General features: G+C 35.6%; 15 protein-coding genes and 2 tRNA genes. 5 read left to right on the top strand and 12 right to left on the bottom strand.

Translation table 11 applies throughout. The features are described 5' to 3' along the window. Window positions 1–150: 150 nt before the first annotated feature. From HCX49_RS10260 to HCX49_RS10215, 10 genes are all read right to left on the bottom strand, one after another. On the bottom strand, window positions 151–834 hold the full coding sequence (locus tag HCX49_RS10260) for an ankyrin repeat domain-containing protein (RefSeq protein ID WP_168126983.1): 684 nt from the start codon (window positions 832–834) through the stop codon (window positions 151–153). Between the two features lie 196 nt (window positions 835–1,030). Next, the gene (locus tag HCX49_RS10255; protein WP_168126982.1) at window positions 1,031–1,345 is read right to left on the bottom strand and encodes a hypothetical protein; all 315 of its coding nucleotides are present in this window, start codon (window positions 1,343–1,345) and stop codon (window positions 1,031–1,033) included. A 300-nt stretch (window positions 1,346–1,645) separates the two neighbouring features. After that, window positions 1,646–2,536: a hypothetical protein gene (locus HCX49_RS10250; protein WP_206368357.1), complete on the bottom strand. Its 891-nt coding sequence runs from the start codon at window positions 2,534–2,536 to the stop codon at window positions 1,646–1,648. A gap of 231 nt (window positions 2,537–2,767) precedes the next feature. Then, window positions 2,768–3,589, bottom strand: a complete 822-nt coding sequence (locus tag HCX49_RS10245; protein ID WP_132773099.1) for a hypothetical protein — start codon at window positions 3,587–3,589, stop codon at window positions 2,768–2,770. A gap of 184 nt (window positions 3,590–3,773) precedes the next feature. Continuing rightward, the gene (locus HCX49_RS10240; protein WP_168126981.1) at window positions 3,774–4,226 is read right to left on the bottom strand and encodes an SMI1/KNR4 family protein; all 453 of its coding nucleotides are present in this window, start codon (window positions 4,224–4,226) and stop codon (window positions 3,774–3,776) included. 53 nt (window positions 4,227–4,279) lie between these two features. Next, window positions 4,280–4,750, bottom strand: a complete 471-nt coding sequence (locus HCX49_RS10235) for a hypothetical protein (protein WP_168126980.1) — start codon at window positions 4,748–4,750, stop codon at window positions 4,280–4,282. A 144-nt stretch (window positions 4,751–4,894) separates the two neighbouring features. Beyond that, on the bottom strand, window positions 4,895–5,026 hold the full coding sequence (locus tag HCX49_RS10230; protein WP_132842246.1) for an Arm DNA-binding domain-containing protein: 132 nt from the start codon (window positions 5,024–5,026) through the stop codon (window positions 4,895–4,897). A gap of 598 nt (window positions 5,027–5,624) precedes the next feature. Then, a tRNA-Ser gene (locus HCX49_RS10225) sits at window positions 5,625–5,714 on the bottom strand. A 482-nt stretch (window positions 5,715–6,196) separates the two neighbouring features. Continuing rightward, a tRNA-Ser gene (locus HCX49_RS10220) sits at window positions 6,197–6,286 on the bottom strand. A gap of 132 nt (window positions 6,287–6,418) precedes the next feature. Next, complete coding sequence (locus HCX49_RS10215; RefSeq protein WP_132773093.1) at window positions 6,419–8,533, bottom strand: HD family phosphohydrolase; 2,115 nt, start codon at window positions 8,531–8,533, stop codon at window positions 6,419–6,421. A 170-nt stretch (window positions 8,534–8,703) separates the two neighbouring features. Here HCX49_RS10215 and rpe point away from each other — a divergent pair, with 170 nt between their 5' ends. From rpe to HCX49_RS10195, 4 genes are all read left to right on the top strand, one after another. Further along, on the top strand, window positions 8,704–9,384 hold the full coding sequence (rpe, locus tag HCX49_RS10210) for a ribulose-phosphate 3-epimerase (RefSeq protein ID WP_168126979.1): 681 nt from the start codon (window positions 8,704–8,706) through the stop codon (window positions 9,382–9,384). Window positions 9,385–9,838: 454 nt separating this feature from the next. Further along, complete coding sequence (locus tag HCX49_RS10205) at window positions 9,839–12,601, top strand: bifunctional aconitate hydratase 2/2-methylisocitrate dehydratase (RefSeq protein WP_168126978.1); 2,763 nt, start codon at window positions 9,839–9,841, stop codon at window positions 12,599–12,601. A gap of 59 nt (window positions 12,602–12,660) precedes the next feature. Beyond that, window positions 12,661–14,928, top strand: coding sequence for an aconitate hydratase (locus HCX49_RS10200; protein WP_132773087.1), 2,268 nt, complete (start codon window positions 12,661–12,663; stop codon window positions 14,926–14,928). A gap of 61 nt (window positions 14,929–14,989) precedes the next feature. Continuing rightward, window positions 14,990–15,880 carry a hypothetical protein gene (locus HCX49_RS10195; protein WP_132773085.1) on the top strand — a complete coding sequence of 297 codons (891 nt, stop codon included), beginning with the start codon at window positions 14,990–14,992 and terminating at the stop codon, window positions 15,878–15,880. A gap of 42 nt (window positions 15,881–15,922) precedes the next feature. Here the strand turns inward: HCX49_RS10195 and HCX49_RS10190 are convergent, their stop codons facing one another. Both HCX49_RS10190 and HCX49_RS10185 read right to left on the bottom strand, forming a co-directional pair. After that, window positions 15,923–16,759, bottom strand: coding sequence for an MBL fold metallo-hydrolase (locus HCX49_RS10190; protein ID WP_168126977.1), 837 nt, complete (start codon window positions 16,757–16,759; stop codon window positions 15,923–15,925). Window positions 16,760–16,841: 82 nt separating this feature from the next. Then, window positions 16,842–17,984: a serine hydrolase domain-containing protein gene (locus tag HCX49_RS10185; RefSeq protein ID WP_168126976.1), complete on the bottom strand. Its 1,143-nt coding sequence runs from the start codon at window positions 17,982–17,984 to the stop codon at window positions 16,842–16,844. 339 nt (window positions 17,985–18,323) lie between these two features. On the opposite strand from HCX49_RS10185, the gene HCX49_RS10180 reads away from it, so the two are divergent. Beyond that, window positions 18,324–20,852 carry a TonB-dependent receptor gene (locus tag HCX49_RS10180; RefSeq protein WP_168126975.1) on the top strand — a complete coding sequence of 843 codons (2,529 nt, stop codon included), beginning with the start codon at window positions 18,324–18,326 and terminating at the stop codon, window positions 20,850–20,852. Window positions 20,853–20,899 lie beyond the last annotated feature (47 nt).

Below are 20,899 nucleotides of genomic sequence, written 5' to 3'. Positions count from 1 at the left end.
GTTCCAATCAATTAACACCAATTTACAACTTTCGCCTGATTCATAAAGTGCATCTAAAATTTTAATAAAATGGTCATTTGTTATTTTGCAGATTCGCGATACGCTTGCGACTATCGATTCGGCAAAACCCTTGTATGTGAAGGCATAATTTTATTCGAAAATTTGGTCAATTAAATTTTTGTAACTTTCATAAACCGTATTTCCTCTTTTGCTAACACTTGGTAAATCAAAGTCAGTAATTTTCGTTATCTTGAATAGTTCAAATATCGGATGTAAATCATCTATTGTTTCTTTAACCAGTGGTCTTTTATTGTCAAAATGATAATTTGCAATGCGATTACATATAAATTCGCTAGCACTTATTTGATAATTACTAGTTGAATTAGATGAATAAATGTCAGCACCTTTTTCTATTAGTAATTTCATAATTTCAAATGCCTCTCGATATTTTTTTGTAGGTTCACTTTTAACCGTCCATTGGTCTTTTTTGAATAATCCTAAAAAGCCAGAATTATTTTGAGGACTATATTTAGGAATGTAAATTTCATCTCTTGAATTGGCAATAACTGCTTCAATTTCGAAATGTAAAACCGGTTTTCTCCAATCTTCATCTTCAATTTCTGTTTCCATAAATTTTACATCAGCTCCACGTTCAATTAGTAGTTTAGCTATGTCAAAGTTTTCAGTTTTAATTGCAGTCTGTAAAGGAATTTCTCCATCATCGCGTTTAGATATTCCTTTTGCAATACAATTTACTAATTCCGGATTTTTGTCGAGAATTTTAGAAATTTCGTTAATTTCTTTTTTCCTTATTGTACTAAATAATTTTTTCATCTTTTAGTCTATGGATTATGCTTGAAAATACTTGCACATAACGTTTCGGGGCTTTGCGATGGTGGGGTAATCGAAGCACAATCTTCAGTTTTGTACAAAAGTTGAACCGAAGAACTGCCGTTGAACTCTGCAGTTTCGCCCCAATATTGCAAAACCCTTGTTACCTGCTTTGCTAATTTGCTATCATATTTTCTGTTTATTTGGGATTAGGAAAATAAAAACTAACCAAACTAGTTGTATGACAATCAAAACAAAAGCAACTAATTGAGTTTGAAAAGCGATGTTTTGCAATGTTTTTTTCATTTTTGCGATTTTGGTCTATTTGATTTTTCAGAAGTTCTTTCTCATAATTGTTAATGTCAGTTCTTTCACTTACTTTATGTTTTGCATCCATTACATACCAATCAGTTTTGTTAGATGAGATGTCAACATATTTGACATAATTAATAATTATCCATCCGCAAATTAGAATGGTAATTAAGTATAATGCTATGGCAATTTTTTTCTTCATCTATTTATTGTTCACAATATCTAGCTATGCAACCTTTTGTAAGGTTCTTTACATACAATCTTCGTTCTCCGTAATGATAGGTTATAGTATCAATAATGCCAATTAGTGAATCTTTGTGATGCCAATTTATATAAATGCTATCATTCTTTTTATGCAAATAATCTTTTCTAAAATCCAATACATCAGCGACACTGCAATCATCTCCACACGATTTCCATACCGACTTTTCAAGGTTGTTTTTGTCTTTACTGTTACAAGAATTCAATATTATAGTGCAAGTGAGCACGGTAAATAGTTTTTTCATTTGTTTTTATTTTCTCGTACTTCCGATACGCCAGAATATGGTGGCTCATTATTGATAAGTTTCCCTGCTTTGTCGTAGCTTAAAGTGCGTATTTCTCCGTTGAGCTTTTTTTCTACAGCCTTTTTTTGGAAAACACCATTTTGATAGTATTCTCTTACTTCATTTTTTTCTTCGTCTTGGTAAGAACGTGTATTTAATTTCCCTTTATTGTAATAGTCATTGTATCTGATATCATTTTTGGTGTATTGTTTGTTGTGTAAGTTGCCGTCTTCATTATAGGTTTCATAGATATTTTGTCCTTGTTTCTTTTTTTTATTACCGTTGGGATAGAACTCTGTATAAGTTTCTGTAACCCTGTCTGATATATAAGATAAAGTGCCGTTTTCATAATACTTCTTTGATATTCCTCTGCCATAGTATTTGTTTTTGTCTAAAGACATCCATCCTTCAGATTTAAGCGTTTGCTTTTCATCGGGATAATATTCCTTGTAGTAGGCTTTTTCATCATCCCTATGTCCTGTCTGGCATAGAAGGCTGTCAATATATATCGTGAATTCTTTTACCATAGAATTCTCAATCTTGTATTGGGTTACTTTCTCTTTCTTATGATTATTTGTAACGAAAACCAATCCGTAAATCAGACCTTTTTTTATGGAAATATCAATCGTTTGCTCCTTATTCTTAAAAGCGTAATTCCCATCATTTAGTAATACTTTTCTATCGGTCCGGCTGTCGGATACTGTTACTTTTTGCATGAACACCTTATCAGTTTCTGTATTCCCAAGATTTACTTTCAATGTGTCTTGCCCCTTTTGTGCAAAAGCAAGAAAGCAGGTGAAAAGTAGTGTTGTGAGCGAGAGTAGTTTTTTCATTTTAGTAATTTTCATTCCTTTGTCTGTCCATTGTTGGCCGTATTTGTTTAGATTGTGTCAACCTATTTTCATACGGGAGGTTTATAAGCATTGCAGGTAACGTTGAAGCATTGGCGATGGTGGGGCAATCGAAGCACAAATCTTCAATTTTGCACAAAAGTTCAATTGAAGAACTGAACTTGAATTTAGCAGTTTCGCCCCACTATTGCAAAGAACCCTTGTTGTGCAATTGTGCTTTTTAGTCTATCAAGAATACTCTATTTTTTCCATAGCAGACAGAAAATCCAATCGAAATTTCGTAGCGTCAAAATTTCCTAACTTCTTTTGTTTGTCAACTAAAACTTGTGTTGAATTATATAACAATTCAAATACATAGTCGCAAATTTCTTTATCCGTTGATAATTCTTTCAATCTTTCGTAATCTGGATGAATACTATAATGACCAACATTATATGTAAAGAAGTCCGTGTATGAGGAAGGCTGACTAACTCTCTTCTGATAACGAAATGGATGAGATTTGTAATGTGCTACCAACTCCAAATCTATCCAAAGATATTCCATAATACCTCCATAATCATTATTTAGTTCTTTTTCAAAGTGCTCAAAATATTTGTCAATGGCTTTAGCTACTTTAGTGGTATTTTTATCCATAATATTCGCAAAAAATTCCATTTTCAAACGATGTCCGTTAGGTCTTGAACGACTTTCGGGAAATTCTCTGATAATACCACTTTTAAATGTGCCATATGAATTAAAGAACATCATTTTCGTAAATGATTTATCTATAATGCCAATTTCCTTTTTATGTAGAATTTTTGCGATTTCTGTGACAGCTTCTGATTTAGAAACCAAAGAACTTTTATTTGAAGAAATGCACAAATAGATATCCCCATCATTAAAAGTCTCTTCGATTTTTTGACTTACAAATTCGGATTTAAAATCTTCATTTATACCACTGTAAAACCATTTTACATCTCCTTCGCTTTGGGCTAACTCTCCGTTTTCATTTAGCCAATTCGTTAAGTCACATTTACTGTGAAAAAATCTAAATAATTGTTTTGTATCCATTGATTTAAATTTTGGTTGTCTGCGTGTTATCGGTTTAGCATATCGCACAACGATTTGGGGCTTTGCGTTCGGGCAGGAAATCGAAGCACAAAAGCCGATATTATTACTAAAGTTAAATTGAAAAACTACTATTGAGTTTTGCACTTCAGCCCGCCTGACGGAAACCCTTGTTAGTGGCAGTTTTTTATATGTTATTCAATATTAATTCTTCTAAATTTTCAGCAAGTTTTTCAATTTCGTTATTGTCGTGGTAATATATTTTTACATTTCCATTTGGTGTAATAAATATTGGGTCTCCTGAACCGTCAATAGAAATTACATAGCTTGATTGGATTTCATTACAAACCTGAAATTCTAAATAACTACTTCTAAATGATTTTGTAATTTCAAGAATGGTTTGTTCTGCTTTTTTTGAACCTCTTTTTGTGCAAGGAAGCAAATCAATTCCTACATAAGCATCTCCATAATTTAAAAGTATATATTTATACGTATTGTCAAACGTTATGTTTAACTCTTTTTCTGTTTGTTGAATATCTTTTTCTTCGTTTCTCTCTTTCAGAAAAATTTTAGTTTCTTCTGATGAAAAATATTTATCTATTGCATTTTTAAACTCACTTGTCATTTGTTTATATTTCAAAAGGATAATTTTCTAATAAATGTTCGTTTATTGATTGAAGTTGTTTTTAAAACTCAATTTTTGTTTGTTTGTTTGTCTAGTTTTCCGATTGTATCATAAATTTCATCAAGTTGTTTGTTTAAAAAGGAAAATTGCAACCATTGCTGAAAATTAACACCAAGGTTTATAAAATTTATTGGGCTTAATTCTTCGTGGTTATGGTCGTAAAATAAGACCTTGTTATTCTTGTCAAATAGCCAAAAATCTCCTTGTCCGTTTTGACCGAATAACCAAAAATTTTCTATTTCTGTTGAAGTTATGTTTTCTGTCCAATAGCTTTTGTCTGAAAATTCTTTAGTTATATTATGTGCTTCAACGCTGTTGAATAAAATGCATTCAGATGAAATTTCAATAGTTTTAATTTGAGTTACAATTTCTGAATAGAGCGTGTCAAATATGTAATTGACAGTTTTAGGAAAATTCTGTTTACTAGAATTCTCAACTAAAAGTGTTATTCTTATTTCTTCTATTGGAATGATTTTCATTTTTGCTGGTGCGTTGTTTTAAAATTGCCATTAACTCAAAAATTGACGCAATGCATATTTTGTTTTGTAAAACTTATTTTAGTTATCAATATACTGTAAATTTATGAAATATCTAAAATCCAATATCAATATAGCGACGCTCTTTTACTTGCTTTCTTTGGTCGAGAATTCGGTTCGTTTACCTTGTATGGTTATGCGGACATAAATGGGATGTAGTCCTGCTTTGTTAGCTTTTACAGCACGGGTATACATGTAGATAGTAACTTGATTGCTCATTGTGGTGGTGTTTTATTTCAATATTCAATTTATTCTATTGGATATAAACTGTCAAGATGTTCAGCATCTGGTCATGCCTTTATGCGGTATTCATCTAGCGGTTCATTTAAGCGAGACCCTAGCTAGCCAAATTTTAGGGTCTCGCTAGGGTCTCGCTAGAAATGAGAAGTATTGAAAAAAACGATAGGTGTATAAAAAGAAAAACCCTATAAATCCTTGAATTTATAGGGTTTTGATATATTTTCTTTATCAGGATGCGGAAGAGGAGGGATTATTTCATGATCCCAAAAAGGGGGGCTTCAATACAAAACAAAGCCATTTACTCCGTTCATTAGTTTTATTGTTTATATACTTTTTTTTAAAACTTACGTTTACAAAAGTCCATAAACAACAAAGCCCTACTATGAGTCGGGCTTTATTTTGTCTTGGCGGAAGAGGAGGGATTATTTTCATGATCCCAAAAAGGGGGGATTCAATACAAACAAAGCCATTCACTCCGTTCATCACTTTTGTTGTTTATATACTTTTTTTTAAAACTTACGTTTACAAAAGTCCATAAACAACAAAACCCGACCAATAGTCGGGCTTTGTTTTGTCTTGGCGGAAGAGGAGGGATTCGAACCCTCGGTACCGTTTCCAGTACGACAGTTTAGCAAACTGTTCCTTTCGGCCACTCAGGCACTCTTCCTCGTTTTGACAATGCAAACATAAGGCAATTATTTTATTTTTGCAAAGTCTAGAAACGCCTTTTTTATCCTTTTATTGATTTTTTTTTATGAAAGTCGATAAATAGCAAAAATCGCACTTATCAGCAGGCTTTATTTTGTCTTGATGAAGGGATTATTTACTTCATCATGAATGGAGATCGTTATTCCTATAAAATTTGACGATCCTCTTCGCCCATTATTTTACTGTACATCGACTTTCTTAAAATCGATTTTTACAAACGTATATAAACAACAAAAGCCGACTATAAGTCGGCTTTTATTTTGTCTTTGCGGAAGGGGAGGGATTATTTTCATGATCCAAAAAAGGGGGGGGGCTTCAATACAAAACAAAGCCATTCACTTTGTTCATTACTTTTGTTGTTTATATCCTTTTTGTTAAAACTAACGTTTACAAAAGTCCATAAACAACAAAACCCGACTATTGTCGGGCTTTGTTGTGTCTTGGCGGAAGGGGAGGGATTCGAACCCTCGGTACCGTTTCCAGTACGACAGTTTAGCAAACTGTTCCTTTCGGCCACTCAGGCACCCTTCCTCGTTTTGATATTGCAAACATAAGGCAATTATTCTATTCTGCAAAGTCAATTTTATAAAAAAAATACAAAAAATACGTAAGGTTATAGTAAGCGATTGTATGTCAATTTATTGCTTACAGAATAATTTTCACTTATTTTTTCTTGCTGAGATCGTAATCGACCCGAACATGGTAAATGCTCTTCAACATTGCCTTGAAAATGGTTGCAGATTCTGTGATTTCCTTTAATGTAATATTACTATTTGCAAATTGATTCAGCTTCAGCTTATGCTCAATAATTTTATCGACAAGCGTATTAATAGAATCTTCCGTATGTTCTTTAAGAGCTCTAGATGCTGCTTCTACAGAATCTGCCATCATTAGTACAGCTGTTTCTTTCGAATAGGGAATAGGCCCAGGATATTGGTACAAAGATTCATCAACTAGTTTGTCGGGATTATTCTTTATAAATAAATTATAGAAGTAATCGACTTTTGTCGTACCGTGATGCGTTTTGATGAAATCGATTATAACATCTGGAAGCTGGTTTCTTTTTGCAATCTCAACGCCCTTTATAACGTGTGAAATAATAATTTGCGCACTCTGTTCAGGTGATAATTCATCGTGCGGATTCTTTTCTGTTTTTTGATTTTCAATAAAGAACTGTGGATTTGTCATTTTACCAATATCGTGGTAAAGTGCACCTGCCCGTACTAAGAGAGGATTTCCGCCAATTCGGTAGATAGCCGCTTCAGCTAAATTGGCTACTTGTAAGGAGTGCTGGAAAGTACCAGGGGCTTTAAATGAAAGTTCCCGCAGAAGCTTTGAATTACTGTTGGTCAATTCCATTAACGTCAGATCAGATACGATTCCAAATAGTTTTTCAAATGCGTATACTAATGGGTACGCCATTAATGTGATCATGACACTGACCACAAAAGGGATGACGTCCATGACGTTAATGGTACTTAAGGATCCGTTACGTGTGAGTAAAAGTCCAAAATAAGCAATCAAATAAGTCGCGAGTATAATGGCTGACGAGATGAAGAATTGTTCTCTTTTTACTAATGTTTTGATACTGTAAATCGCCACGATTCCAGCCATGAATTGCAGAAATACAAATTCATACGAGTTCGGAACAAATAACGCTGCCAGTAGGACCATGAGTAGGTGAATATTCAAAGCTACCCGGGAATCAAATAGGATGCGGATAATGATCGGAACTGAACAGAATGGAATGTAGTATAAATTAGGAATTTTAATCTTGATGGCCCATGACAAGACGGCAAGCATGCCGATGATCACAATCATAATGATTGATAGCAGGCGATTGTTGTAATAGATGTCTTTTCTGAAAAGATATAGAAATACCATCAGAATACATAAAGCAAGAGAGATAATCAAAAATTGCCCCAGTGTAACGTAAATCTGATTGCCAGAGATTTTTCCTTCGTCCTCATAAATCTTGCGTAACGATTCTAGTTTCTGATAGGTTTCATTACTGATAATTTTATCCTTTTCAGCAATTAATTCTCCCTTTTGTACAACTCCTCGGGTAGAGGAGATATTTGCTAAAGCATTTTGTTCCAGTCGCTCTGTCTGTTGATCATTGTAAACATAATTTAGGGTAATATAGTTTTTTAATGTCTCTAAGAGCCATTTCTTGTACACGATCTTTGACGAATTGCTTAAGACTGAATTGGCGTATTCATAAGAAGATTCGATTGTATAACAATCTGCCGTATTTTTTTGAGTGGCGACTTTATCTTGTATCAAGGTGAAATTATACTGCTTTGCAGCAGGACTCTTGTCGTCATTTCGGTTTTGAAAACGATTATTTAAAGACAGGATGCCTCGATCGTAGAGATGCGTTAATATGGCATTTCCGACGGCACGGTAATCCTGTATTTTTTGAGGAGTAGTGTCTAATTTATTGGTTTGCCATTTTTCAGCTAGATCAGTTTCAAATTGATCGATCTGTTCCCTACTGATGGTCGAATTAACGTCATAGATAGGTTGAATGGTTTTAAGAATGTTTTTCTTGTCTTCATTTAGTTCCTCCTGTGTTTTGAGTATCGCAAAATTATAAGGAGAAATTAAGTTTTCGTGATCCCAGACTTTTCCTTTCTGAAATTCATAGCGAAAGCGAGCCTGCTTTGGAAGGAAGATACAAATAAGAATGATGGTTGCCAATATTAAGCTTATCTTACGAATAAGGTTAAGATTAGTGTCGGACTCACGATTATATTTAATTTTTAATCTACTCACGGGGTTGAATTGTAGTTGGATAATAAAAAATTACTCAAACAAATGTACTTAAAAATGCGCTATTATAAAGCTCATTGTCATTACGAGGTCAGGTTATGTTTAATTTTTTTGATTTAAATTCGGGCTATCCGCAAGACTTAATTATCTTTGCAAAAACAAATCAAAGACTCATGTCAAGTAAAAAGCATCTTATTGCACCTTCAGTTTTGGCAGCGGATTTCGCTAAATTGTACGATGATATTATAATGGTAAACAATAGTGAAGCCGATTGGTTTCATATTGATATTATGGATGGCGTGTTTGTGCCAAATATTTCTTTTGGTTTTCCAGTAATGCAGGCAATCGCTAAACATGCTACAAAACCTTTAGATGTACATTTAATGATTGTAGATCCTGATCGTTATTTACAGTTATGTAAAGATTCTGGAGCTGCTGTTATTACCGTGCATTATGAGGCTTGTACACATTTACATCGTACGTTAGCAGCGATTAAGGAATTAGGTTGTAAAGCTGGGGTCGCTTTGAATCCGCATACACCAGTTTCTTTATTGGAAGATGTGATTGCAGATTTAGATTTAGTGTGTTTAATGTCTGTAAATCCAGGTTTTGGCGGGCAGAAATTTATTCAAAACACCTACAGTAAAGTAAAACAATTGCGCGCTATGGCAACAGGTGTGAATGATGGATTATTGATTGAAATCGATGGAGGTGTCGGAGTAGGTAATGCAGGCGCACTTTTACAAGCTGGCGCAGATGTGTTGGTAGCGGGAAGTTCTGTGTTTGCAGCAGCAAATCCAACACAGTCGATCGCTGATTTGAAAGCTGTTGATATTCAATTGAAAAATATTTAGTTAAACTAATATATTGGCTATAAAGGGAGATCGGATATGATTTCCCTTTTTTTGTGGGTTATTTCCACATTATATTTAATCTTAGCGTCAAAATTTACTAATTTCTTACCCTAAATATTTTAAATTTAAATAGTCAAGTGTCTGTATTTTAGCATGTTGTTTCGATATTTTATTTTGAAATAAATGTTGTTTAGAATATTTCCAAATTAAAGCAATAAGTCTTATTGGTACGTATTAACCGTTGATTTTTAGTATTTTTGTAGTACGAGATGAGAAGTTTTTTTAAATGAAAACAGATCGTCAAAATGAAAGAATTGTAGAGTTAAATTTAAGCACCGGCTTGCAGTGCATTACTGATGTTTTTTTAGCTTAATTATTAAACGTGTGGTAGTATCAGGAGATAATATTTGATATTTTTTGTATTGCCTTTAAACATATAAAAGATTTATATACTATGAGTATTTACAACGATTACGTACAAGAGGTTGTAGAACGAAAAGGTGAAGGTTTAAATCCTAAACCAATTGACGGAGCAGAATTACTAAGTGAAGTTATTGCTCAAATTAAAGATTTGAATAACGAAAATAGAGTCGAGTCTCTGAAGTTATTTATTTACAACACTTTATCTGGTACGACTAGTGCGGCTGGTGTAAAAGCAAAGTTCTTAAAAGAAATTATTCTTGGTCAAGAGACTGTTGCAGAAATTACACCTACTTACGCATTTGAGTTGTTATCTCATATGAAAGGCGGTCCTTCTATTGAAGTACTTCTGGATTTGGCATTAGGTAATGATGCAGCTATTGCTAAGCAAGCTGCTGAAGTTCTTAAAACACAGGTTTTCCTTTATGATGCCGATACAGAGCGTCTAAGAGAAGCATTTAACAGCGGTAATGCAATTGCGAAAGAGATTCTTGAAAGCTATGCCCAAGCTGAATTTTTCACGAAACTTCCAGAGTTACCAGAAGAAATAAAAGTTGTAACTTATATTGCAGGTGAAGGTGATATCTCTACGGATTTACTGTCTCCAGGTAACCAGGCGCACTCGCGTTCTGATCGTGAGCTACATGGAAAATGTATGATCACTCCAGAAGCGCAGCAAGAAATCAAAGCTTTACAGGTACAATATCCAGACGCAAGCGTTATGCTGATTGCTGAAAAAGGTACAATGGGAGTGGGATCTTCAAGGATGTCAGGTGTAAACAATGTGGCGTTATGGACAGGTAAACAAGCAAGTCCTTATATCCCATTTGTAAATATTGCTCCAATTGTTGGTGGTACGAATGGTATTTCTCCAATCTTTTTGACAACGGTAGATGTTACCGGTGGTATTGGAATTGATCTTCAGAACTGGAAGAAAAAAGTAGACGAAAATGGTCAAGTTGTCCGTAATGAAAATAATGAACCTGTTTTAGAAGAAGTTTATTCTGTTGCTACAGGAACTGTTCTTACAATCAACACGAAGACTGAAAAATTATATAATGGAGATCAGGAATTGATCGACATCTCTAAATCGCTTACTCCTCAAAAAAGAGAGTTTATAAGAGCAGGTGGCTCATATGCAATTGTATTTGGTAAAAAGATCCAAACGTTTGCTGCAGGAGTTTTAGGGATTTCAATTCCGACTGTTTTTGCTCCTGCAAAAGAAATTTCTATTGAAAATCAGGGCTTAACGGCTGTTGAAAAAATCTTCAATAAAAATGCTGTTGGTTCAACTCCAGGAAAAGTGTTACATGCTGGTTCTGATGTTCGTGTTAAAGTGAATATCGTAGGATCTCAAGATACAACAGGTTTAATGACCGCTCAAGAGTTAGAGGCAATGGCTGCTAAAGTTATTTCTCCTACAGTTGACGGTGCGTATCAATCAGGATGTCACACAGCATCTGTATGGGATAAGAAAGCGCAAGCTAACATTCCTAAGTTGATGAAGTTTATGAACGACTTCGGATTAATCACTGCACGTGATCCTAAAGGAGAATACCATGCCATGACTGACGTTATTCACAAGGTATTAAACGATATTACGATTGATGAGTGGGCGATTATTATTGGTGGCGATTCTCATACACGTATGTCTAAAGGTGTTGCTTTTGGAGCTGACTCTGGAACTGTTGCCTTAGCATTAGCTACAGGTGAGGCGTCTATGCCGATTCCAGAATCCGTTAAAGTAACTTTCAAAGGCAGTATGAAACAGCACATGGATTTCCGTGATGTGGTTCATGCGACACAATCTCAAATGTTACAGCAATTTGGTGGAGAGAATGTGTTCCAAGGTAGAATTATCGAGGTACATATCGGTACACTTCTTGCCGATCAGGCCTTTACTTTTACAGACTGGACTGCAGAGATGAAAGCAAAAGCTTCGATCTGTATCTCCCAAGATGAAACGTTAATTCAGTCTTTAGAAATCGCTAAGAGCCGTATCCAGATCATGATCAATAAGGGTATGGAGAATAAAAATCAAGTATTACAGGGATTGATCGATAAAGCTAATAAACGTATCGAGGAAATTAGAACAGGTGAAAAACCAGCTTTATCTCCAGATGCAAATGCTAAATATTATGCTGAAGTCGTGATCGATCTTGATATTATTGATGAGCCGATGATTGCCGATCCTGATGTTAACAATGTTGACGTTTCAAAACGTTATACACATGACGCAATTAGAGAACTTTCTTATTACGGCGGTGACAAAAAAGTAGACTTAGGTTTCGTAGGTTCTTGTATGGTACATAAAGACGATTTAAAAATCGTTTCTCAAATGCTTAAGAATGTGGAGAAACAACTTGGTGTTGTTAAATTTAATGCACCTTTAGTTGTCGCTGCGCCTACTTACAACATCATTGATGAATTGAAAGCAGAAGGAGATTGGGAATACTTACAGAAATATTCGGGTTTTGAATTCAGTGATGCTTTGCCAAAAAGTACTGCACGTACAGAGTACGAAAATATCATGTATTTAGAGCGTCCAGGTTGTAACCTTTGTATGGGTAACCAAGAAAAAGCGGCAAAAGGTGATACGGTAATGGCTACTTCAACCCGTCTTTTCCAAGGTCGTGTTGTTGAAGATAGAGACGGTAAAAAAGGAGAATCTTTATTAGCATCTACTCCAGTGGTTGTGCTTTCTGCTATCTTAGGTAGAATTCCAAACGTTGAAGAGTACAAAGCTGCTGTCGAAGGTATCAACTTAACTAAGTTTGCGCCTATCTCGACAAAGTAGAAAAAACTAATATTGAAGTTTTGGTAATTAACTAAATTAATATCATAAATTAGAAATATATGGCTTTTGATATAGAAATGATTAAAAAGGTCTATAGCCGTTATGAGGAGCGTGTAAACGCTGCTCGTAATCTGGTTAATAAACCTTTAACCCTATCTGAGAAAATTTTATATACTCACTTATGGGATGGTAATGCAACTGAAACATACGATAGAGGTGTATCTTATGTAGACTTCGCTCCAGACCGTGTAGCGATGCAAGATGCGACTGCACAGATGGCTTTATTGCAATTTATGCAAGCAGGTCGTCCTCAAGCGGCTGTTCCTTCGACTGTGCACTGTGATCACTTGATTCAGGCAAAAGAAGGAGCTCAAGTGGATTTACAAAGAGCAAATACAGAATCAAAAGAGGTTTTTAATTTCTTGGGTTCTGTTGCAAATAAGTATGGTATCGGATTCTGGAAGCCTGGAGCAGGTATTATTCACCAAGTTGTCTTGGAGAACTATGCTTTCCCTGGTGGTATGATGATCGGTACAGATTCACATACTGTTAATGCTGGTGGTTTGGGTATGTTGGCTATCGGTGTCGGTGGTGCTGATGCATGTGACGTGATGGCTGGTTTACCTTGGGAACTGAAATTCCCGAAATTGATCGGTGTTAAATTAACAGGTAAGCTAAGCGGATGGACGTCTCCTAAAGATGTTATCTTGAAGGTTGCAGGTATCTTAACCGTTAAAGGCGGTACTGGTGCTGTTGTAGAATACTTCGGTGAAGGGGCTCAATCTATGTCTTGTACGGGTAAAGGTACCATCTGTAACATGGGGGCTGAAATTGGTGCTACGACATCTACTTTCGGTTATGATGAGTCAATGGAACGTTATTTACGTGCAACTGACCGTGCGGATGTTGCGGATGCAGCGAATGCTGTTAAAGAACATTTAACTGCGGATCCTGAGGTTTACGCAAATCCTGAGCTATATTTTGATCAAGTTATTGAAATTAATTTATCTGAATTAGAACCTTCTTTAAACGGTCCTTTTACACCAGATTTATATACTCCAGTTTCACGCATGCGTGAAGAAGCGGCTAAAAATGGCTGGCCTACAACAGTAGAATGGGGATTGATCGGTTCATGTACAAACTCTTCTTACGAGGATTTGTCACGTGCTGCTTCTATCGCTAAACAAGCGGTTGATAAAGGTTTAGTAACGAAGGCAGAATTTGGTATCAATCCGGGTTCTGAGCAAGTTCGTTATACTGCTGCTCGTGATGGTTTATTGAAAACTTTCGAAGATCTGAATGCGACGATCTTTACAAATGCTTGTGGTCCATGTATTGGTATGTGGGACCGTGTTGGTGCTGAAAAACAAGAGAAAAATACGATTGTTCACTCGTTCAACCGTAACTTTGCTAAACGTGCCGATGGTAACCCAAATACATTTGCTTTTGTAGCTTCACCGGAAATCGTTGCTGCAATTGCCATTTCGGGTGATTTAGGTTTCAATCCATTGACAGACACCTTGACAAATGCTAAGGGTGAGCAGGTTAAATTAGACCCGCCTACAGGTGATGAATTACCTTCAAAAGGTTTTGCTGTAGAGGATGCAGGTTATCAAGCTCCTGCGGCGGATGGTTCATCGGTTAAGATTGATGTGGATCCAAATTCTGACCGTCTGCAATTATTAGAGCCTTTTGCGGCTTGGGAAGGTACAGACTTGAAAGGTTTGAAATTATTGATCAAAGCTAAAGGTAAATGTACAACTGACCATATTTCTATGGCTGGTCCTTGGTTGAAATACAGAGGTCACTTGGATAACATCTCGAACAATATGTTGATTGGTGCTGTTAATTACTTTAATGAGAAAACAGATTCCGTTAAAAATCAATTGACAGGTGAGTACGGACCAGTTCCTGCAACGCAACGTGTTTATAAGGCAGCCGGTATCGGATCTATCGTTGTTGGTGATGAAAACTATGGTGAAGGTTCTTCACGTGAGCATGCTGCCATGGAGCCTCGTCATTTAGGTGTTCGTGCAGTGTTGGTTAAATCTTTTGCTCGTATCCACGAGACAAACTTGAAAAAACAAGGTATGTTAGGTTTAACTTTTGCTAATAAAGAAGATTACGATAAAATCCAAGAAGACGATACAATCGACATCTTAGGATTGACAACATTTACTCCAGGGCAACCGCTAACGTTAGTACTTCACCATGCAGATGGAACGGAAGATCAGATCTTAGCTAACCATACTTACAACGCTCAACAAATTGAGTGGTTTAAAGAAGGTGGTGCTTTGAACATTATACGTAAAAACCAAGCAAAATAATTTTATTTGCTTATCAACGCATAACCCGGTACTTTTGTGCCGGGTTTTTTTTGACAACAATATGAATAAATTTTTATTAGCCTTAAGTGCGCTAACTTTATCTGCTTCTTCTTTATTTGCGCAAGATAATAGTAATGAATCTCCTGCAAAACCAATTGCTAAGAGTATTTTCAATCCGAAATATTCCCGTACAGAAAGTAATAAGGGAAAATTTTATTTTCACTGGGGCTATAATTTTTCATCTTATGGTAAGAGTGATATCCGTTTTAAAGGAACCGGATATGATTTTACATTAATGGATGTAAAAGCGGCAGATAGACCGACTAAACTGTCCATGACCTATATTAACCCGGCAACGATCTCGATTCCGCAGTTTAATTTCCACTTCGGTTATTTTATTAAAGATAATTATTCGATTTCGCTAGGTTGGGATCACATGAAATATGTTGTTGATATTCCGCAGACGGTAAGAATTAAAGGACATATTAGTCCTGAGATCTCTGAACCAGGTATCCCAACATATGGCATGGCTGGAACCTATAATGGAGAACAGGTTACTTTGGTTGATTCGGTATTGCAATTTGAGCATACCGATGGTTATAATTTTGCCTCTGTCGCTTTAGAAAGACATGATGATATCTGGGTTTCCAGAACCGGAAAGTCTTACTTGTCGATGGAAACAGGTGCCGAAGTAGGTTTATTGGTTCCTAGAACTGATGTTCGTCTGTTTGGAGTTGGAGAGAATAACTATTGGAACATTGCCGGCTACGGTGCTGCTGCAAAAGTAGGTTTGCAGTATCATTTTTTTAGAGGATTATATCTTCAAACGAGTTTTAAAACAGGTTGGACAGACCTGAATAATATTCGTACAACGGGTAGAAATAATATAGATAAAGCAAGTCAATCCATATGGTTTTTCGAGAACTATTGGGTCCTTGGATTTAAATTCTAATAAAGTAAAAATGGGATGATCTAAAAATCATCCCATTTTTGTTTAAATATCAGAAAGTTGAAAACTGTCTTTGAGCCGTATTCCTTTTTCTGTATGCTGTAAGGTACAGCAAGCATTCACGGCGTCATGCTCTAAGAAAAGTATATATTCTTGATCGACAATCTCTTCCCAATAATTTTTCCTTTCTTCCATGGTTGTCAATGGTCTTACATCGTAACCCATCACATACGGAAGGGGTACATGTCCCACAGAAGGAAGTAAATCTGCCATATAAAGAATTGTTTTGTCTTTATATTTGATCTGGGGCAACATCATTGACTCTGTATGTCCATGGGCATATCTGATTTGGATATCTGGTCCAAACGGATTTTTTTCTTTTTCGACAAACTTGAGTTGTCCGCTTTCTTGTATCGGTTTTATATTTTCCTCTAAAAAAGAAGCTTTTTCTCTTGGATTTGGATTTGTGGCCCAGTTCCAATGTTCGGCATTACTCCAGTAATTCGCCTTTGTAAAAGAAGGCCTCAGTTTTTCACCTTCGCGGACTATAGCACCCCCACAGTGGTCAAAATGCAAGTGTGTTAAAATAACATCGGTGATGTCTTCTCTATTAAATCCATATTTTGCTAAAGACTTGTCAATGGAGTTGTCTCCGTGTATATAATAATGCCCAAAAAATTTCTCAGACTGTTTGTCTCCGAGTCCAGTATCGATAAGAATTAATTTTGCGCCATCTTCTATAAGTAATAGGCGATTGGTCCAGGTGCACATATTATTTGCATCGGCAGGATTTGTTTTGTGCCATATGGATTTTGGAACCACACCGAACATGGCACCTCCATCTAATTTGAAGTTCTGCGTTTCAATTGTATAAAGTTGCATGATATTCTCTTTTTACTATTTACACGAATATACTAGTTTTGTTTTGGAAAAAATAAACCTTAATAATATGATAATATAGTGGTTATTGCTGTATCATTTCTTTATAAATGAGCTGTATGCAATCTTTTAATAATGGGTTAAAGTCTACGTTTTCAGGTGTACGGTAACCATTTGTTATCACAACAATTCCGAATTTTTCTTTAGGATCGAAAAACATAGCACTGTAGAGACCATATGCGGAGCCTGTATGTCCAATTAAAACTTTATTAGGGATCAATGTGTTGATGGATCTTAAAGCTAGCCCATATCCTTCTTCAGCAGTAATGGGCGTCTGCATAATTTTAGAATTCCGTTTCTTAATGATCTGTTTTCCATTTAATCCTGTACCATAGTTCATATGCATACCCATGTATTTAGCGAGATCGACTGCTGAGATCTTCATCCCGCCCGTAGGTGAGAAAATAGGAGTGGAATGCCCTAGTGTATAATTTTTTATTTCCAGCGATCTTGGATTATAAGCGCTGGGCTGTGGAAAAAACTCATGCTTAGCAGAATCGTATTCATATAAGGTTACAAATTTGTTTTGATCTAGAGAGTCCACGCAATATCCTGCATACAACTGCAGCGGATCTAAAATATGTTCTTTAATATATTGGTCAAAACGTTGTCCTGAAAGGCGCTCAATCACAGCGCCAACCATATTAAAGTTGAGGTTGCAATAATCGTAGGTCGTGCCAGGTTCGTTTGGGCTGTAAGAAGAGGCATATTGATCTGACTTTGATGGATTGATGACATCAAGATCAAAATATCCATTTTTATCATTAATACTGGAAGTATGGGAGAGAACCATTCTGAGTGTAATCTTCTTATTCGGAAACTTTGGATTTTGAACTTTAAAACCTATTAGATCACCAAAGTCATCATCGAGATGACATTTCTTTTGCTCTATTAACTGCATAATAGCTGTTGCTGAAAAGGACTTTGATATAGAGGCAATTCTGAATAGGTCATCCTGATCCAAAGGTTGTGCTTGTTCTCTGTTTTTCAAACCGTAAGATTTATTGAAAAACAACTCGTTATTTTTAATAACAGCTACCGACAGTCCAATAGCTTCATATTGAGCCATGATATCAGTAATTTTTTTGTCTAAACTGTTCGTTTGTGCCCACGTTATTGGACTTATCAGAAACAAATAAATTAAAAGAAGAGGAACGTACTTTTTCATGATTTAAGGATTAGTATTGGAAAGGTATAAATAATTAATAAGGATCATGATATTGTCTTGCATTTTTATGCAATTTTTATGCAATTTTTATGCTGATTCATTCGGTTTTCAAAGATTTGGGATCATAAATGGGAATCGATATCATTGAAGCCGATTTTAGTAGCAGTAGTTATAAAATATAATTTAAATTACTTTTTTATGCAGTTTAAAATACTGTTTTTTAGCTTGTTATGGCTATTTATAAATCAACTACTTTTATTTAAAATAAATCTAAATAGAATCAAAAAAAGATTGTAAGTTTGCATCCAAAATAAAATTAATCTAATTATTCATATACATATGAAAAAGTCATTTCTCGGCTTAGTTTTAAGCTTAGGATTAGTTGGAGGGGTACAACTTGAGGGGGTTGCACAACATCATGGAATTCATGGGAAACTAAAAAGCAAATCCGGTGCTCCAATCGAAGCAGCTACAGTTACAGTTAAAGAATTGGGGACTTCTACTGCAACAGATCGCAATGGATCGTTTTCATTTTCAACTTTACCAGATGGAACTTATACCATAATTGTTAAAAGTTTAGGTAATGTTATAGACGAAGAGAAGATAAAAGTAGTGAACGGTTCTTCTCAGCCTATTAATTTGGTTGGAGAAAGCCGTGATTCGAAATTGGATGTGGTAGATGTCCGAGGATATAACTCGCATAATAATCAGACTGTCAATGTTGGAAAAGCTGGAATTATAGATAAAGACTTACCGCAAAGCGTTCAGATCATTAATGAGCAGGTGATCCGGGATCAACAGGTTAATCGATTGAGTGATGCCTTGAAAAATGCCAATGGTATTGCTATGGGCGCAAATAGAGGTGGTGTAAATGAAAATTTTTATGCACGTGGATACAGCCTTGGTGCGAATAATATTTTCAAAAATGGTGCACGTACCAATAACGGTGGATCTATTGAAGCGAGTACATTAGAATCGGTAGAAATATTGAAAGGTAGTGCCGCATTATTATATGGTGGTGTAACTGGGGGTGCTGTCGTTAATTTAGTAACTAAGAAACCTAAATTTGAATATGGAGGTGAAGCTTCATTCCGTGTGGGAAGTTATGATTTTTACAAACCAACGGTTGATGTGTACGGGCCTATTTCAGATAAGGTTGCTTTTCGTGTAATCAGTACTTATGAAAAATCTGGAAGTTTTAGAGATCATGTCGACTCAAAAAGATTGTATGTCAATCCTTCTATTTTATATAAGATCAATGACCGTACGGATATCAACTTTATGTTTGATTACCTAAAAAGCGATTACACACCAGATTTTGGTATTGGATCGGTAGACGGTAAATTGAATCAGGATGTTGGTCGTAATACTTTTATGAATACCTTGTGGGCATATAATAAAACCAATACCACAAATGGGCAGATCAACTTAAATCATCAGTTTAATGATAACTGGAAGTTGAATGCAATTGCGAGTTATCAAAGTTATGGACGTGATTACTACGGATCGGATAGGGTTCAAGCAAATGCACAAGGTATCGCACCACGTAATTTGACGCGTTCAAAATCGGATGAACTTACTTTCAATCAGCAGTTGAATTTAACCGGAACTGTTAAAACAGGTGCTATCAAGCATAAGATCTTAATCGGAGCTGATGCTGATCAGTCTAATACAAAAGCATATGCATACTTTATAGACGGTATTAATTATTATGATAAGCAAGGGGCATTAAAAGTCAATGTTTATGATTCTATTTATGTCTTTAATCCGAGTGAAACGGCGGCTCATTTACCTTCTGGCAAAGGTTTGCGCACAGATATGCCTGGTGCAGAGTATTTGACCAGAACAACGACTAATATTTACCGTTATGGTGTATTTTTTCAAGATTTAATTGAAGTTTCGGAAAAATTCAAAGTATTAGCGGGTTTACGTTATACTTACCAAAGAACACCATATGCAGATAAATACACCTATGCAACTGGTGAAACAGAAGAATTAAAGAACCTAGATGCAAACAAAAATGAACTGGGTGCTAAAGTTGATCAGGCATGGTCGCCAAAATTTGGTTTGATTTATCAACCGATTAAGAGCTCTAGTGTTTATGTAACTTATGCGAATAACTTCACATCAAACGCAGGTTATGATGTTGATTATAAGCCAATGGGGCCTTCAACGATTGATCAGTATGAAGCAGGTGTTAAAAATGATTTCTTCAATGGTCGATTAACCCTGAATGCATCGGTTTACAGAATCAATAACAATCGCTTTGCTCAGCAATTATTGGTGAAACCTGATGGCACTGATAATGGTGATACAAACATGAAAGAGTTTTCTGGAAAAACATCTTCAGATGGTGTTGAAATAGATGTAACTGGTTCTATCTTACCAGGACTAGATATCTTGGCCGGATACTCGTACAACTACATGCGCTATACGGAGACAAGTCCGATCACAAAGATCACGACTGTTGTCAACGGTAGTTATAAAGTTACGGAGGTTTCTGGTAATGAGGAAGATGTACGTCTGGTGGGAACAACAGCACATACAGCCAATGGAACTATTTTCTATACTTTGCAAAATGGTGGTGCTAAAGGTCTGAAATTTGGGGTTTCTGCATTTTACACTGGAAGAAGAAATGCCGGTTGGAATAATACAAAAATCAATGTGAGAGATGGTGTTGACCGTTTAATTACTGTTAGCCCATTCACAACAGTAGATATCTCTGCTGGTTATACATATAAAAAATGGAGCATTTTAGCTAAAATGTCTAATGTTAATAATGCTTTCAATTATTATATCCATGAAAACTACAGTGTGAATCCAATTCCTCCAAGAAGTTTCATGACAACATTGACGTATAAATTTTAAAATGTTTAGTTTGCTTATAGTTTATGTTAAAAGGGCCTCCATGGAGG

The organism is Sphingobacterium sp. B16(2022) (assembly GCF_012030425.1).
Lineage (GTDB): Bacteria > Bacteroidota > Bacteroidia > Sphingobacteriales > Sphingobacteriaceae > Sphingobacterium > Sphingobacterium anhuiense.
Note: the sequence above shows the minus strand (reverse complement) of the source record. Positions and strands in the feature narration are given on the sequence as shown.

Coding starts and splice junctions, on each gene's coding strand:
- HCX49_RS10260 (WP_168126983.1), bottom strand. CDS start 834: ATGAAAAAATTATTTAGTACAATAAGGAAAAAAGAAATTAACGAAATT.
- HCX49_RS10255 (WP_168126982.1), bottom strand. CDS start 1,345: ATGAAGAAAAAAATTGCCATAGCATTATACTTAATTACCATTCTAATT.
- HCX49_RS10250 (WP_206368357.1), bottom strand. CDS start 2,536: ATGAAAATTACTAAAATGAAAAAACTACTCTCGCTCACAACACTACTT.
- HCX49_RS10245 (WP_132773099.1), bottom strand. CDS start 3,589: ATGGATACAAAACAATTATTTAGATTTTTTCACAGTAAATGTGACTTA.
- HCX49_RS10235 (WP_168126980.1), bottom strand. CDS start 4,750: ATGAAAATCATTCCAATAGAAGAAATAAGAATAACACTTTTAGTTGAG.
- HCX49_RS10230 (WP_132842246.1), bottom strand. CDS start 5,026: ATGAGCAATCAAGTTACTATCTACATGTATACCCGTGCTGTAAAAGCT.
- rpe (WP_168126979.1), top strand. CDS start 8,704: ATGTCAAGTAAAAAGCATCTTATTGCACCTTCAGTTTTGGCAGCGGAT.
- HCX49_RS10205 (WP_168126978.1), top strand. CDS start 9,839: ATGAGTATTTACAACGATTACGTACAAGAGGTTGTAGAACGAAAAGGT.
- HCX49_RS10200 (WP_132773087.1), top strand. CDS start 12,661: ATGGCTTTTGATATAGAAATGATTAAAAAGGTCTATAGCCGTTATGAG.
- HCX49_RS10195 (WP_132773085.1), top strand. CDS start 14,990: ATGAATAAATTTTTATTAGCCTTAAGTGCGCTAACTTTATCTGCTTCT.
- HCX49_RS10190 (WP_168126977.1), bottom strand. CDS start 16,759: ATGCAACTTTATACAATTGAAACGCAGAACTTCAAATTAGATGGAGGT.
- HCX49_RS10185 (WP_168126976.1), bottom strand. CDS start 17,984: ATGAAAAAGTACGTTCCTCTTCTTTTAATTTATTTGTTTCTGATAAGT.
- HCX49_RS10180 (WP_168126975.1), top strand. CDS start 18,324: ATGAAAAAGTCATTTCTCGGCTTAGTTTTAAGCTTAGGATTAGTTGGA.